The sequence below is a fragment of the Cryobacterium algoritolerans genome (assembly GCF_004402785.1).
Taxonomy (GTDB): domain Bacteria; phylum Actinomycetota; class Actinomycetes; order Actinomycetales; family Microbacteriaceae; genus Cryobacterium; species Cryobacterium algoritolerans.
The window spans coordinates 47,678-60,645 of record NZ_SOFP01000010.1 but is presented as its reverse complement, the minus strand read 5'-3'; the positions used below and the strand labels follow the sequence as shown (position 1 = coordinate 60,645).

The window sequence follows — 12,968 nt, the reverse complement described above, 5'->3', positions numbered from 1 at the left end:
GGACCGACGGGGCGTGCCGACCGCCCCGAGGAGCAAGCGTTCGCTCGCGGAAGACCGGTGCGAGAGAATAACATCGTGACCTCACTCGACCAGCCATCGACATCCGCGCCCCTCTACCGTGCCGGTTGGCGCCACGCCTACTCCGGCAAGGTGCGCGACCTGTACGTTCCCACGGGGACCAGCCCGGATGCCCCCTTCGACCTGGCCAGCGCCACCCGGGTGCTGGTGGTCGCCAGCGACCGCGTCAGCGCCTTCGACCATGTGCTCGAGCCCGGCATCCCCGGAAAGGGCGAGCTGCTCACCACGCTCAGCCTGTGGTGGTTCGACCAGCTGGCCGGGGTGCCGAACCATCTCGTTCCCGACCACACCGTGAACGGGCTCGTCACCAGCCTGATCCCCGCCGCAGTCGCCGGCCGGGCGATGCTCTGCAAGACCCTGGACATGTTCCCGATCGAATGCGTCGTGCGCGGCTACCTGACCGGCTCAGGCTGGAAGGAATACCAGACCGGCCAGACCGTGTGCGGCATCCCGCTGGCCGCAGGGCTCCGGAACGGCGACCGGCTGCCCGAACCCATCTACACCCCGGCCTGGAAGGCGCCGATGGGCGAGCATGACGAGAACATCTCGTTCGAGCGCACCGTAGAACTGGTCGGCGAGCCGGTCGCGACCGAGCTGCGCCGGCTCTCCCTCGAAATCTTCGGCCGGGCCTCCGTCATCGCCGAGAAGGCCGGCGTCATCCTCGCAGACACGAAGTTCGAGTTCGGCGCCGACCGGGTGACCGGCGCGATCACGCTCGCCGACGAGGTGCTCACCAGCGACTCCAGCCGCTACTGGGACGCCGCCCTGTGGCGCTCCGGCAGCACTCCCAAGCAGCGGATGGCCAGCTTCGACAAGCAGATCGTGCGCGACTGGCTCGCCGCCAACTGGGACCAGACCGGCACGCCGCCCGCCCTGCCCGACGACATCATCGAGCGGACGGCGGCACGCTACCTGGAGCTGCTCGAGCGGCTCACCCACGCCGGGTTCACCGCGAAGGGCTGACGCCCGCCGGCCCGTGTCGCGGGGCGTCACGCCCAACCGCCCGGCGGCGCGAAAATGCTACGCTCCCGGCATGCGTATCAAGATGTGTAGCGTGCACGTGAACGACCCGGCGGCCGCGTTCGACTTCTACACCTCCGTCCTCGGCTTCGAGGAGCATCTGATCATGCCCGAGCACCAGCTCTACGTCGTCAGGTCCAGGGAAGACCCCACCGGTGTCGGCCTTCTCCTCGAGCCCAGCGAAAACCGCGTCTCCACGAAATACGCGCAGGGTCTGCGCTCCCTCGGGCTGCCCGCGATCGTGCTCGGCTCGCCCGACGTGCGCGCGGACTATGACCGGCTCACCGCCCTCGGAGTGCGCTTCACCAGCGAACCGAACACGGATGCCTCCGGCACCTCGGTGCTCTTCGACGACACCTGCGGCAATCTGGTCCAGCTCCACCAGGACTGAGGATCGAGGGCAACGCCCCCGAACGGGGCATTCCGGAATACCGGCGGGCCGGGATCCGTTTCAGCAGCCGTGAGCCTCTCTGCGAACGACCTCCTGCCTGCGTCCACCGGAATGGGCGCGGTGACCCTCCGGGTGGGCAACCTCGACGCCATGATCGCGTACTACCGGGACGCGGTGACCCTCACGCTGCTGAGCCAGGACGGCCCCGTCGCCGTGCTCGGCCGCGGCAGCACGCCGATCGTCATCCTGCAGCACGCCCCGGAGCTCGCGGCGGCCGAACCGCGCTCGAGCGGGCTGTTCCACACCGCCATCCTCTTCGACACCCAGGCGCAGCTCGCCGCAGCCGTCTATTCGGTCGGCACGAAGCATCCGGGCACGTTCACCGGCAGCGCCGACCACCTGGTCAGCCAGGCCTTCTACTTCACCGATCCGGAGGGCAATGGGATCGAACTGTACTGGGACCGCGACCGCACCGCCTGGAGCTGGACGCACGGCCAGGTCGAGATGGCGACCCTCTACCTCGATCCGAACGAGTTCATCGGCGAGCATCTCACCGAGGCCGGCCAGGCCGATCCGTCGGCGGGCAACGCCATCGTCGGGCACGTGCACCTCTCCGTCGGTAACGTCGCCACCGCCCGCGAGTTCTATGTTGACCGGCTTGGCTTCGAGGCCACCGCGTCGCTCGGCGGCGCGGCCCTGTTCGTCTCGGCGGGCGGCTACCACCACCACATGGCGATGAACACCTGGAACAGCGCGGGCGCCGGCAAGCGCAGGCTCGCGCTCGGGCTCGGCGAGGTGGACATCGTCCTGCCGACCGTTGACGACATCGGCGCCCTCGGCGAACGGATGAACCACTTCGGCGTCGAGACCCGCCACGACGGCCAGACCCTCGGCTTCGGCGACCCGTGGGGCAACCAGATCGTCGTTCGCGCCCGCTGACCCGCGCAGCGCCCCTCCCGAGTCGCCGCCGACGGAAGCCGAGCCGGATGCTGCTTGGCCGGAGACAGCCTAGGCTGCGACCGGCGCAGGGGCCGCGGGGACACGGACCGCTGGGCCGGAACCCGCGGCGGCCCAGAACTCGTCAAGCACGACGGCCGTGCCGGCTGGATTCTCCAGCTGGGGCGAGTGGGCGGCGTCCGGGATGACGGCGTACCGCCCGTCGAGGAGGAGTGCCATCGTGCGCTGCCAGTCCTGCGGCCAGGCCGGGTCCGCGGCTCCGTGCGCGACGAGCACGGGAAGTCCGGTCTTCAGCAGCTCCGCTGTGCTGTCGGTCTCGTCGGCGAGGATCCCGGCGCCGGCGATCAGGTTCTCGTCGCTGGTGCGGCCCATCCGCAGCCGGCGGAACGCCTCATCGGCGGTGAGCTCGGCATCCGGACGGCCGATGGTGTGGGGGTTGACCTCGTTCCACCATGCTTTCGAGCCCCGCGAACGAACGATGTCCGCCTCACGTTCCAGCCGCCCGGCCCAGCCGTGCGGGCCGGAGCACAGCATCGTGAGGTCGGCGAAGCTGCCGGGGGACGCGATCGCCGCGGCACGGGCCACGACACCGCCGAAGCTGTGGCCGAGCAGGTGCACCGGCCGGCCGTCGCTGACCAGCTCCACGACGGCGAGCACGTCGCCGGCGAAGCGGTCGAGGGTGTATTCCTCCGGGCTGGACGGCGCAGCCGAATCGGCCTGACCGCGCTGGCTGTAGCTCCAGGCGTCCCAGCCCAGCTCGGCGAGCAGCGGAAGGAACCCGCTGAAGTCCTCCTTGGAACCCGTGAAACCGGGCACGAGCAGCACGACGCCGCGGGCTGGGGTGCCCGGCCGGGAGCGGATCGCGGTCAGGCGGCCGACCGGCAGGTCGAGGCCCAGGTGGGCAACGGCATCCGTCGGCGGAATCGGGAGGGTTCCGAACTGGGGCACGGCGGGCCAGTCAGCGGCGGCGATCTCGTGCTCCCGGGGTTTCGGGGGATGTCGACCGGGAAGGCGCTGGGCGCATTGCGAAGACACTCACCCAGGCGAGCACCCGCTCCGGGCGGGATGCGCGTACGTCGTAGACGGTCGCGGCCTTCATCAGGCTCCCGACGCCGTCCCCGGCGGACGGATGGCTGCCCGCTTGCCTCGGCGGGACAGCCCGTGCACCGCGGCCTGGAACTCGCGGGCTCCGAGCGGGCGCCCCGGCAGCTTCGACCGGTCCAGGTCCTTCGAGCGCAGCCCGTCGAGCACGATCGACAGCTGGCGGCGCCACTGGCCGGTGTAGCCGCCGCCGAGCGTTCCGAGAGAGCCGACCATGGTGACCAGCACGGCGAGGTCGACCGCGTCGACGTCCGGTCGCAGCACCCCGTCGCGCTTGGCCTGGGCCACCAATGACGCGATCACGCTCTGGAATTCCTTGCCCTGGCCGAGCGTCGGATCGATGGTCTCCATCCGCTTGAGGATCGGCGGGAGGGCAGGGTCAGCGACCAGCCATTCGGCGACCCGCTCGGTGTAGACGACGATGCCGTCCCATGCGGTCGGGGCCGCCGTGATCTCGTCCTTCACGGTGGCGAGCTCGGCGAGCGCGATCTCGTGCAGGGCGCGAATGAGGTCGTCCCTGGTCGGGAAGTTGCGGTACAGCGTGGCAACGCCCACGTCGGCGCGGCGGGCGATTTCCTCGAGGGACGCGTCGACACCGTGCCCGGCGATCAGGGCGCGGGCCTCCAGAAGGAGACGTTCGCGGTTCTGCCTGGCGTCACGCCGTCTCGGCTGCGCCCCGTCCTGCTGGGTCGGTTCGCGCGAAGTCATGGGCTTGATTCTAGGACCCCAACCTCCGACTTCGCGGAGGGAATCCTCCACGGACGCCGTTTACGGGTCGTCATGTTGCGTGCACCGGCGTGTCCCACGAGAATGCAGTCAACGAAACCTGGCACCGCGGCCCGATGCCGGCCGTGCGGAACGGAGCAGTATGCCGGTCGAGAAGAACACCCGGGAGTTCGACCCGGAGATCGTGACCGACTTCCGGGAGCGGATGAGCTACGGCTCCTACCTCGACCTGGAGACCCTGCTCGGCGCCCAGAAACCGGTGAGCTCGCCGGAGCACCACGATGAACTGCTCTTCATCATCCAGCACCAGACCACCGAACTCTGGCTCAAGCTCGTGCTGCACGAGCTGCGGGCCGCCACGGAGCACCTCCGCCGGGACCGCATCCAACCTGCCCTCAAGTGCATCGCCAGGGTCAAGCACATCCAGAGAACGCTCACCGAGCAGTGGTCAGTGCTCGCGACCCTCACTCCGAGCGAATACGCCGAGTTCCGGGGGGTGCTGGCCAACTCTTCCGGATTCCAGTCGTACCAATACCGGGCCGTGGAGTTCGCGCTCGGCAACAAGAACCGGCGGATGCTCAGCGTCTTCGAGAGTGACGAGGTCGCACACGCCCTGCTCACCGAGATGCTCGAGGCGCCCAGCATCTACGACGAGTTCCTGCGCTACCTGCATCGGCAGGGATTCTCCATTCCCGCCGCGGTGCTTGAGCGGGACGTCACGGAGGCGTGGGTGTTGCATCCGGCGCTGGTGGCGGTCTTCCGCGAAATCTACGAGAACGCCACCCTGCACTGGGGTGCCTACGAGGCCTGCGAGGAGCTCGTCGACCTCGAGGACAACTTCCAACTCTGGCGGTTCCGCCATTTGAAGACGGTGCAGCGAATCATCGGGATGAAGCACGGCACCGGTGGCTCGAGCGGCGCCGCTTTCCTGCAGAAGGCACTGGAACTCACCTTTTTTCCTGAGCTGTTCGCGGTGCGCACGGAGCTCGGCACGTGAGTCGCAGGCTGCGACCCTCCTCATGAGCGGCACCGTATACCCCGGCTTCCTCGACGCGCACGTGCACCTGGCCCTGATCGACCCTGCCCCCCTGGCTGCCGGCGGGATCGCCAGGGTGCTCGATCTCGGCGGGCCGCACCCACCCCGCGCCGTGACGGATGCCGGCCCCCTCGGCCCACGGGCGACCAGGGCCGGCCAGTTCCTCACCACGCCGGGCGGCTACCCGGCCAGGCAGGACTGGACCCCTGCCGGCAGCGTCTGCGAGGTGGCGCGCGCCACGGATGCCGCGACAGCCGTGGACCGGCAGCTCGAGGCCGGCGCATCCGTCATCAAGGTCACCCTCAACACCGTGGCCGGTCCGGCGCTGCCCGGCGACGTGCTCGCGGCGATCGTCGCCAGGGCGCACGAGCGCGGCGTGCCCGTCATCGCCCACGCGGAGGGTGCGGGCCAGGCCCGCGTCGCGTTCGACCTGGGAGTCGACGCCCTCGCGCACACGCCGTTCGACGAACGCCTGGACGACGACCTCGTCGGCGCGATGGCCGCCCGGATGACCTGGATCAGCACCCTCGATATCCACGGCTGGGGCCGCCCCACCGGGGCATTCGCCCGGGCGAGCGACAACCTGCGCCGGTTCCACGCGGCTCGCGGCCAGGTGCTCTACGGAACGGACCTCGGCAACGGCCCGCTTCCGGTCGGGCTGAACCGGCGCGAGCTCGATGCCCTGCTCGCCTGCGGCCTCTCCCCCGACGAGCTCCTCCGCACCCTGACCGCCAACTCCATCGGCCGGTTCCCCGGTGCCCTACCGCGCACGGGCGCAGGCCATCCGGCCATGTTCATCCCGGGCGAGCGCCCTGGCGACACCGACGATTTCACCCGTTGGCTGTGCACGGCACGGGTGACCCCGGCTGCGGCCGCCGGGGAAGTCGGTCATCATGGGAGCCTGCCAAACCCGCCGTTCGAGACCGAGGAAGCCAGATGACCCCCAGCACCGAAAGCAGCCACGCCGGCCTCGGCGGCCAGGATACCCAGCTCGCCTTCGCCCGCCGGATGGACCGCATCGACGGCCTCGCGCACTACCGCCGCCAGTTCGTCGGCACCGACACCGTCGGCGACGCCAACCCGAACCCGTTCGTCTACCTTGACGGTAATTCGCTCGGCCGGCCGAGCCTGGCCGGCGTGGCCCGGATCACCGAATTCCTCACCCACGACTGGGGCACTCGTCTGATCCGCGGCTGGGACGACGAATGGATGGACCTGCCGTTGAAGATCGGCGATGACCTCGGCCGCGCCGCGCTCGGCGCGGCGCCAGGGCAGGTATTCGTGGGCGATTCCACCACGGTGCTGCTCTACAAGCTGGCCCGCGCGGCGGTCGACTACCGCCGGATCGACACCGAGCCCGTGCGCACCGAGATCGTGCTCGACACCGACAACTTCCCCACCGACCGGTACCTGCTCGAGGGCATCGCCGCCGAACGCGGGCTCACCCTGCGCTGGATTCACTCCGACCCGGCCTCCGGGGTCACCGTCGAACAGGTGCGGCACGCGGTCGGCCCGCAGACCGCCCTCGTGCTGCTCAGCCACGTCGCGTACCGCTCGGGTTTCCTCGCCGACATGCGCACGATCACCGATCTGGTGCACGGCGTCGGTGGGCTCGTGCTCTGGGATCTCAGCCACTCGGTCGGGTCGGTCCCGGTCGAACTCGACCTCTGCGACGTCGACCTGGCCGTGGGGTGCAGCTACAAGTACCTGAACGGCGGGCCGGGCGCCCCCGCGTTCGGCTACGTGCGGCGCGATCTGCAGGACGTGCTCAGCCAGCCGATCCAGGGCTGGATGGGGACGAAGGATGTCTTCACGATGGGCCCGGGTTATCTGCCGGCCGACGGTATCCGCCGTTTCATGAGCGGCACGCCCGCCATCGTCGGAATGCTGGCCATGCAGGACACCATCGCGATGATCGAGGAGGCCGGCATCGACCAGGTGAGGGCGAAATCGGTGGCGCTGACCGAATTCGCCCTCAGCCTGGTCGACACCTGGCTGGTGCCGCTTGGCGTGCGGGTGACCTCCCCGCGGGAGCACACGCACCGGGGCGGGCACGTGACGATCAACCACCCGGCCATGCGGCAGGTCACGAAAACGCTCTGGGAGCATGACGTGATCCCCGACTTCAGGGGCCCGGACGCGCTCCGGATCGGGCTCTCGCCGCTCAGCACCAGCTTCGTCGAGACCTTCGAGGGCGTCGCCGCGATCCGCGACGTGCTCCGCGGGGTGCTGCTCGGACAGAGCGGACTGGTGGCCGGCGCCGAGGCCGGTCGGGACGCCGCTGCCGGCCTGTAGAATCGTGGAATCCACCCCCCGACGTCTCCGGAGTGAACCATGCCAACAATCGTCGTAGAAGTTATGCCCAAGGCCGAGCTGCTTGACCCGCAGGGCAAGGCCGTCGCCGGCGCTCTCGGCCGCCTCGGCAAGAGCCGGTTCACCAGCGTGCGCCTGGGTAAGCGGTTCGAAATCACCGTCGCCGGGCACGTGGACGGCGCCATGCTGGCCGAGATCCAGGAGCTCGCCGACACTGTGCTCTCCAACTCGGTCATCGAAGACGTCGTCGGCATCCACGTGCTGGAGGCACCCGCCGGAGAGACCCACTGATGCGCGTTGGCGTCGTCACCTTCCCCGGCTCGCTCGACGATCGTGACGCCCAGCGCGCGATCCGTCTGGCCGGCGCGGAGCCGGTCGCCCTCTGGCACGGCGAGCACGACCTGCACGGCGTCGACGCACTGGTCCTGCCCGGCGGTTTCAGCTACGGTGACTACCTTCGCGCCGGGGCCATCGCCAGCCTCTCCCCGATCATGGCCGAGGTCATCGACGCCGCGAACAAGGGGATGCCGGTGCTCGGCATCTGCAACGGCTTCCAGATGCTCACCGAGGCACACCTGCTCGAGGGTGGCCTGATCCGCAACGACCACGGTTCCTTCATCTGCCGCGACCAGCAGCTACGTGTTGAGAACACGGCCACCGACTGGACGAGCGGCTTCGAGTCCGGCCAGGAGATCACCGTCCCGCTCAAGAACGGCGAGGGCGGCTTCATCGCCGCCGCCGAAACGCTCGAACGCCTCGAGGGCGAGGGCCACGTCGTCGTGCGCTACCTGGGCGTCAACCCCAACGGCTCCCTGAACGACATCGCGGGGATCACGAACGCCCGCGGCAACGTCGTCGGACTGATGCCGCACCCCGAGCATGCCGTCGAACCGGGTTTCGGTCCCGACACCGCCGACGCGATGCGCAGCGGCGTCGACGGCCTCACCTTCTTCACCTCCGTGATCGCGCGGGTTCTCACGACCGCGTAGGCCTCCATCCGCCGGCCCCGGCGGTCGAGCCTGTCCCGGTGGTCTCGACGGGCACCACCACCACTGGTCTCGTGCAGGACGTCTGGTCGAAGAATGCGAGTTCGTGCGCGGCCGAGGTGCGGAACGACCGCCACATCTCGGCACGCTCGGGCGCAGCCGCCCCGGTGGCGGCCCGCTCGACGATCCCGATCGCTTCTCGGGTCGCCGCCTGGAACTCCGTCTGCGCGTAGCAGTCGAGCCAGGTCCGATACGGATGCTCCGAGTGGTTAGCCGCCGCCAGGCGCTCCCCGACCGCCTGGTAGATCCAGAAGCAGGGCAGCAGAGCAGCGACGAGCACCGGGTACGTGCCGTGCACCGCCGCAGCCAGCAGGTGGTCCAGGTAGGCCATCGTCACCGTCGAAGGCGCGGCATCCGAGGCCCGGCCGTCGAGCCAGGTGCGGTGCAGCTCGAGTTCCTCGACCAGGCAGCCGTGCGCGCTTGAGGCCCAGAAGGCCTGCTCGTCCACAGTCGGTGCCAGCTGGCTGGCCCGGGCCAGGGCGCGGGAGTAGTCGCGCAGGTAGAAGGCGTCTTGCGCGAGATAAGCCGAGAAGGCGCCGGCGGCAAGACTGCCGTCGGCCAGCCCCCGGATGAAGGGGAGGTCGTCGATTTCGCTGCGCAGGCGGTCGATTCCCGCCCACCACCCGTCTGTGTGGGCGGCCCGATCGCCCACGGGGTGGCCGGCCTCATCACCCACGGGGTGGCCGGCCGGTGCGCCGGGGTCGACGGCTGCGGTCTCGTCGACGGCAGCGGTCTCGTCGACGGCAGCGGTCTCGTCGACGGCAGCGGCGACCGTAGCCGGCGTGATTGCAGGGCTGGCAGCAGCCACCGTGGCGGCCGCAGACGCCGACGCGTCCCGCGCGCGCCAGAGCGCCGCGAAGTGGTTGATCGGCCCGTTCCCCTGCCCGACGTCGAGCTCGTCGGCGTGCCGCAGGCTGTCGGTCAGCCACTCCTTGGCAGCGTCGAGGGCGGCCACCCAGTCGCCCAGCCGGGCCTGCCGGGTGGCGAGGGCGCTCGAGAGGGAACAGCCGGTGCCGTGGGTGTTCCTTGTCGGCACGCGTTCCTGGGCGAACTCGACCAGGTCGCGCCCGCCGGAGAGCCGTGCGGCGCTGTCGACGAGGGCATCCGGTGAGTCGTGACCGCCGAGGTGGCCGCCCTTGACGAGCACGATCACGCCGTGCCGGACGGAGACGAGCCTGGCCTGGCTGATCGCCTCCGGCCAGGTCAACGCGACCCGGCGCTCGGCGAGCACGGCGAGTTCCGGCAGGTTGGGCGTGACGATGTCCACCTCGCCGAGGAAGTCGCGCACGGCGGCCTCGGCGGGTTGGTCGAGTAGGCGATCCCCGCTGGTGGCCACCATGACGGGGTCGAGCACGACAATCGGCGGTCGGGTGCGGCGCAGCCAGGCCGCAACCTCGGCGACGACGTCCTCGGTGGCGAGCATGCCGATCTTCACGGCGTCGATGGTGACGTCGTCGCTCACGGCGTCGAGCTGGTCGCGCAGGAACGATGTCGGCGGCAGGTGGATCGCCCGCACGCCCTGGGTGTTCTGCGCGACCAGGGAGGTGACCACCGCCATCCCGTAACCGCCGCTGGCCGCGATGGCCTTGAGGTCGGCTTGGATGCCCGCGCCCCCGGTCGGGTCGGTCCCGGCGATGCTCAGCACGCGCGGTATCCCGTTCACGCCGCGGCCCCTGCCCAGGCGGCTGCGAACGCGCGGGTGGCCTCGGCCGGGTCGTCGGCCGCGCAGATGGCCGAGACGACGGCGAGACCTGAGGCTCCTGCAGCGCGGAGGCCGGCTGTGTCGGCGAGGCGGATGCCGCCGATCGCGACGCAGGGAAGCCCGGTCGAACGCGCGATCTTCCCGAACCCGGCCACGCCGAGCGCCTCGGGGTGATCGGGCTTGGTTGCGGTCGGGTGGATCACCCCCACCCCGAGATAGTCGACGGCGCCCGACGGCAGCGCGTGCGCCGCGCGCAGATGCGCGGGTGTATTCGCGGTGAGGCCGAGCACCGCGGAAGGCCCGATCAGGGCGCGCACCGCGGCAGCTGGAAGATCGGACTGGCCGACGTGCACGCCGTCCACCTCCGCGCCGGCGTGCCGCGCTGCCAGGAAGACGTCGACCCTGTCGTCGACGAGCAGCAGGCACCGCCCGGCGGTGATCCGGGACGCGGCGACCACGAGGTCGTAGAAGTCCCGGGTGGCGGCGGTCTTGTCACGAAGTTGAACCACGCGGACACCGCCGGCGACCGCGGCCGCAATCACCCCGAGCACCCCGAGCCGTCCGGAGAGCCGCCGGTCGGTGACCAGGTAGGTGGAAAGGTCGAGGGGGCAGAGCGGAGGCTGTGCCGCGTGGGCTGGCCGGGTCCTCCGGGCTGGCAGGGACATCGGTGCTGGAAGGGACATCGGGGCGGGCATTATCATCCGATGACCACGCCGGCCAGCACGTCGTCAGGGGTGAGGCCCGCCAGTCGGTCGAGGAAGGCGACGGCGAAGCTGCCCGGACCGGCCGATTCCAACGCGGCCTGCTCGGCCGCGAGCGCGTAGATCGCGCAGGCGGCGACGGTCGTGGCGAGCCGGTCGTTGTCCTGGGCGGCGAAGGCGGCGATCACCGCGCCGAGGGCGCAGCCGCCGCCGGTGATCCGGGTCAGCAGCACGGTGCCGTTGTCGACCCGCACATCCCTGGCCCCGTCGGTGACGATGTCGGTCGCGCCGGAGATGGCGACGATGGAGCCGAAGTCGATCGCGAGGTGGCGGGCCGCGTCGAGCGCGGCCTCGGCGGAGTCCGTTGAGTCGACGCCGCGTCCGCCGTGGCCGGCCCCGGCGAGCGCGATGATCTCGGACGGGTTGCCGCGGATGATCGTGGGCCGGAGGCCGAGCAGGTCCCGAGCGAGGTGGGTGCGCACCGGGAGGGCGCCGACCGCGACCGGGTCGAGCACCCAGGGGGTGCCGGCCGCGTTGGAGTGGGTTGCAGCCTCGACCATGGCGATCCGCTGGTCGCGCTGTGGGGTGCCGAGGTTGATCAGCACCGCGGACGCCACCCGCGCGAAGGGTCCGGCCTCGGTGGGGAGGTCGACCATCGCCGGGGCGGCGCCGAGGGCGAGCAGGGTGTTGGCGGTGAAGTTGGCCACCACCGCGTTGGTCAGGCACTGCACGAGCGGGACGCCGTCCTGCACACGGTGGAGCAGTTCGGCGGAAAACTGGGCGTGCTGGTTAGACAAGCGAGAGTTCACTCGCGACATCCCTTCGCTAGTACTGGCTAGATCAGGTTCTACGGGTCTGATCTCAGCCATCGACTCTCGACGGCACCCCGTGTCACGTCTCCGAGCCTAGCCGCCTCCCCGACCCCACCCCGCTGAGTTCCGGAAAAGGCACCCTCGAGACGCCCACCAAGGTGCATTCTCAGCAACTCGAGGACCGAACGACATTGGGGTCTGGAGCTCAGGGGGCGGCGTAGGCTGCGCGGAGCCCGGCGATGTCAATCTTCGTCATGGCGAGCATCGCCCGCATGACCCGGCCCGTCCGCTCCGGGTCTGGGTCGCCGAGCAGTTCCCCGAGAATGGGCGGCACGACCTGCCAGGACAGCCCGAACCTGTCCTTCAGCCAACCGCACCTGCCTGGCTCGCCACCCTCGCTGAGCCTCAACCACAGGTCGTCGATGACCGATTGGGTATCCGCTCGCACGAAGAAGGAGATGGCCTCGGTGAAGGGGAACTGTGGCCCGCCGTTCAGCGCCTGGAACTCGAGGCCGTCGAGCGCGAACGACACGGCCATGACCGTACCACCGACATCGGGCATGTCATCGGGGTACCTGGACACGCTGCGCAGCTCGGAATTGGTGAAGACCGACACATAGAACCTGGCGGCTTCCTCGGCCTGGCCGTCGAACCAGAGGAACGGGCTGATCGTCTGCATGGCTGCTCCTGTCTGCTCCGAGGAAGTCATCCCGCCGCTGTGACGGAAACGGAGCCGACCCCGATGTTAGTAAAAGCTCCCACTCCGGGCTAGGGGCAACGGCATCCCGCCGCAGCGTAGTCTGAGGTCACCGGCCGACCGGTCGACGATGATTGATGTTCCGTGGCGAAGAAGAGAGCGTGTCATGAGCGGCAAATACGAAGTGTATGTCGACAGGTCCGGCGGCTACCAGTTCAGGCTCAAGGCCAACAACGGCGAGGTCATTGCCACCTCCGACAGCTACAAGACGAAGGTGGCCGCGCTCAAGGGGATCGAAGCCCTGAAGTCCCACGCCAAGTCCCACGTGGTCGACCTGACCGAGCCTGCCAGCTGAAACGGGAATCGCCGCCCACACGGCGCGGGGTCG

The 12,968-nt window shown here is 70.0% G+C and carries 15 protein-coding genes and 1 riboswitch; of the genes, 9 read left to right on the top strand and 6 right to left on the bottom strand.

Annotation, left to right across the window (positions count from 1 at the left end; translation table 11 throughout):
* The first annotated feature begins 75 nt into the window (after window positions 1-75).
* The 3 genes from E3O19_RS02035 to E3O19_RS02025 all read left to right on the top strand — a co-directional run bounded on the left by E3O19_RS02035 (window position 76) and on the right by E3O19_RS02025 (window position 2,428).
* On the top strand, window positions 76-1,041 hold the full coding sequence (locus tag E3O19_RS02035; RefSeq protein ID WP_134564956.1) for a phosphoribosylaminoimidazolesuccinocarboxamide synthase: 966 nt from the start codon (window positions 76-78) through the stop codon (window positions 1,039-1,041).
* Window positions 1,042-1,111: 70 nt separating this feature from the next.
* Window positions 1,112-1,489, top strand: coding sequence for a VOC family protein (locus E3O19_RS02030; protein ID WP_134564955.1), 378 nt, complete (start codon window positions 1,112-1,114; stop codon window positions 1,487-1,489).
* Between the two features lie 111 nt (window positions 1,490-1,600).
* A complete protein-coding gene (locus tag E3O19_RS02025) occupies window positions 1,601-2,428 on the top strand; it encodes a VOC family protein (protein ID WP_134565037.1) in 828 nt (275 codons plus the stop codon).
* A gap of 69 nt (window positions 2,429-2,497) precedes the next feature.
* Here E3O19_RS02025 and E3O19_RS02020 read toward each other — a convergent pair whose 3' ends face one another.
* The gene (locus E3O19_RS02020; protein WP_166804428.1) at window positions 2,498-3,394 is read right to left on the bottom strand and encodes an alpha/beta fold hydrolase; all 897 of its coding nucleotides are present in this window, start codon (window positions 3,392-3,394) and stop codon (window positions 2,498-2,500) included.
* A 150-nt stretch (window positions 3,395-3,544) separates the two neighbouring features.
* Window positions 3,545-4,255, bottom strand: a complete 711-nt coding sequence (locus E3O19_RS02015) for a TetR/AcrR family transcriptional regulator (RefSeq protein WP_134564953.1) — start codon at window positions 4,253-4,255, stop codon at window positions 3,545-3,547.
* 160 nt (window positions 4,256-4,415) lie between these two features.
* Between E3O19_RS02015 and kynA the strand changes: the two genes are divergently transcribed.
* From kynA to purQ, 5 genes are read left to right on the top strand one after another with little or no spacing between them, the layout of a single operon-like run.
* The gene (gene kynA, locus E3O19_RS02010; protein WP_134564952.1) at window positions 4,416-5,270 is read left to right on the top strand and encodes a tryptophan 2,3-dioxygenase; all 855 of its coding nucleotides are present in this window, start codon (window positions 4,416-4,418) and stop codon (window positions 5,268-5,270) included.
* A gap of 22 nt (window positions 5,271-5,292) precedes the next feature.
* Window positions 5,293-6,249 (top strand): amidohydrolase family protein, encoded by a 957-nt coding sequence (locus E3O19_RS02005; protein ID WP_134564951.1) that lies wholly within the window; start codon window positions 5,293-5,295, stop codon window positions 6,247-6,249.
* Window positions 6,246-7,604 (top strand): kynureninase, encoded by a 1,359-nt coding sequence (locus E3O19_RS02000; RefSeq protein WP_134564950.1) that lies wholly within the window; start codon window positions 6,246-6,248, stop codon window positions 7,602-7,604. The genes E3O19_RS02005 and E3O19_RS02000 overlap by 4 nt, the downstream gene beginning before the upstream one ends.
* 39 nt (window positions 7,605-7,643) lie before the next feature.
* A complete protein-coding gene (locus E3O19_RS01995) occupies window positions 7,644-7,913 on the top strand; it encodes a phosphoribosylformylglycinamidine synthase subunit PurS (RefSeq protein WP_134564949.1) in 270 nt (89 codons plus the stop codon).
* On the top strand, window positions 7,913-8,611 hold the full coding sequence (purQ, locus tag E3O19_RS01990) for a phosphoribosylformylglycinamidine synthase subunit PurQ (RefSeq protein ID WP_134564948.1): 699 nt from the start codon (window positions 7,913-7,915) through the stop codon (window positions 8,609-8,611). The genes E3O19_RS01995 and purQ overlap by 1 nt, the downstream gene beginning before the upstream one ends.
* Here the strand turns inward: purQ and E3O19_RS01985 are convergent.
* The 4 genes from E3O19_RS01985 to E3O19_RS01970 form a co-directional block, all read right to left on the bottom strand.
* Window positions 8,598-10,331, bottom strand: coding sequence for a bifunctional hydroxymethylpyrimidine kinase/phosphomethylpyrimidine kinase (locus E3O19_RS01985; protein ID WP_134564947.1), 1,734 nt, complete (start codon window positions 10,329-10,331; stop codon window positions 8,598-8,600). The two genes, purQ and E3O19_RS01985, sit on opposite strands and share 14 nt — an antisense overlap.
* Window positions 10,328-11,053: a thiamine phosphate synthase gene (gene thiE, locus E3O19_RS01980; RefSeq protein WP_241981136.1), complete on the bottom strand. Its 726-nt coding sequence runs from the start codon at window positions 11,051-11,053 to the stop codon at window positions 10,328-10,330. The genes E3O19_RS01985 and thiE overlap by 4 nt, the downstream gene beginning before the upstream one ends.
* A gap of 14 nt (window positions 11,054-11,067) precedes the next feature.
* Window positions 11,068-11,880: a hydroxyethylthiazole kinase gene (gene thiM, locus E3O19_RS01975; RefSeq protein ID WP_241981135.1), complete on the bottom strand. Its 813-nt coding sequence runs from the start codon at window positions 11,878-11,880 to the stop codon at window positions 11,068-11,070.
* Window positions 11,872-11,970, bottom strand: a riboswitch (TPP riboswitch). It overlaps the preceding gene by 9 nt.
* 118 nt (window positions 11,971-12,088) lie before the next feature.
* Entirely contained in the window at window positions 12,089-12,562 is a 474-nt protein-coding gene (locus tag E3O19_RS01970; protein WP_134564946.1) for a VOC family protein, read from the bottom strand.
* A 184-nt stretch (window positions 12,563-12,746) separates the two neighbouring features.
* Here E3O19_RS01970 and E3O19_RS01965 point away from each other — a divergent pair, with 184 nt between their 5' ends.
* On the top strand, window positions 12,747-12,935 hold the full coding sequence (locus E3O19_RS01965; RefSeq protein ID WP_134564945.1) for a YegP family protein: 189 nt from the start codon (window positions 12,747-12,749) through the stop codon (window positions 12,933-12,935).
* Window positions 12,936-12,968 lie beyond the last annotated feature (33 nt).

What these genes read in the sequence shown, in the direction of transcription:
- E3O19_RS02015 (WP_134564953.1), bottom strand. Translation starts at nt 4,255, where the DNA reads ATGACTTCGCGCGAACCGACCCAGCAGGACGGGGCGCAGCCGAGACGG.
- thiE (WP_241981136.1), bottom strand. Translation starts at nt 11,053, where the DNA reads ATGTCCCTTCCAGCACCGATGTCCCTGCCAGCCCGGAGGACCCGGCCA.
- E3O19_RS01965 (WP_134564945.1), top strand. Translation starts at nt 12,747, where the DNA reads ATGAGCGGCAAATACGAAGTGTATGTCGACAGGTCCGGCGGCTACCAG.
- E3O19_RS02030 (WP_134564955.1), top strand. Translation starts at nt 1,112, where the DNA reads ATGCGTATCAAGATGTGTAGCGTGCACGTGAACGACCCGGCGGCCGCG.
- kynA (WP_134564952.1), top strand. Translation starts at nt 4,416, where the DNA reads ATGCCGGTCGAGAAGAACACCCGGGAGTTCGACCCGGAGATCGTGACC.
- E3O19_RS02025 (WP_134565037.1), top strand. Translation starts at nt 1,601, where the DNA reads ATGGGCGCGGTGACCCTCCGGGTGGGCAACCTCGACGCCATGATCGCG.
- E3O19_RS02000 (WP_134564950.1), top strand. Translation starts at nt 6,246, where the DNA reads ATGACCCCCAGCACCGAAAGCAGCCACGCCGGCCTCGGCGGCCAGGAT.
- E3O19_RS01995 (WP_134564949.1), top strand. Translation starts at nt 7,644, where the DNA reads ATGCCAACAATCGTCGTAGAAGTTATGCCCAAGGCCGAGCTGCTTGAC.
- purQ (WP_134564948.1), top strand. Translation starts at nt 7,913, where the DNA reads ATGCGCGTTGGCGTCGTCACCTTCCCCGGCTCGCTCGACGATCGTGAC.
- E3O19_RS01970 (WP_134564946.1), bottom strand. Translation starts at nt 12,562, where the DNA reads ATGCAGACGATCAGCCCGTTCCTCTGGTTCGACGGCCAGGCCGAGGAA.
- E3O19_RS02005 (WP_134564951.1), top strand. Translation starts at nt 5,293, where the DNA reads ATGAGCGGCACCGTATACCCCGGCTTCCTCGACGCGCACGTGCACCTG.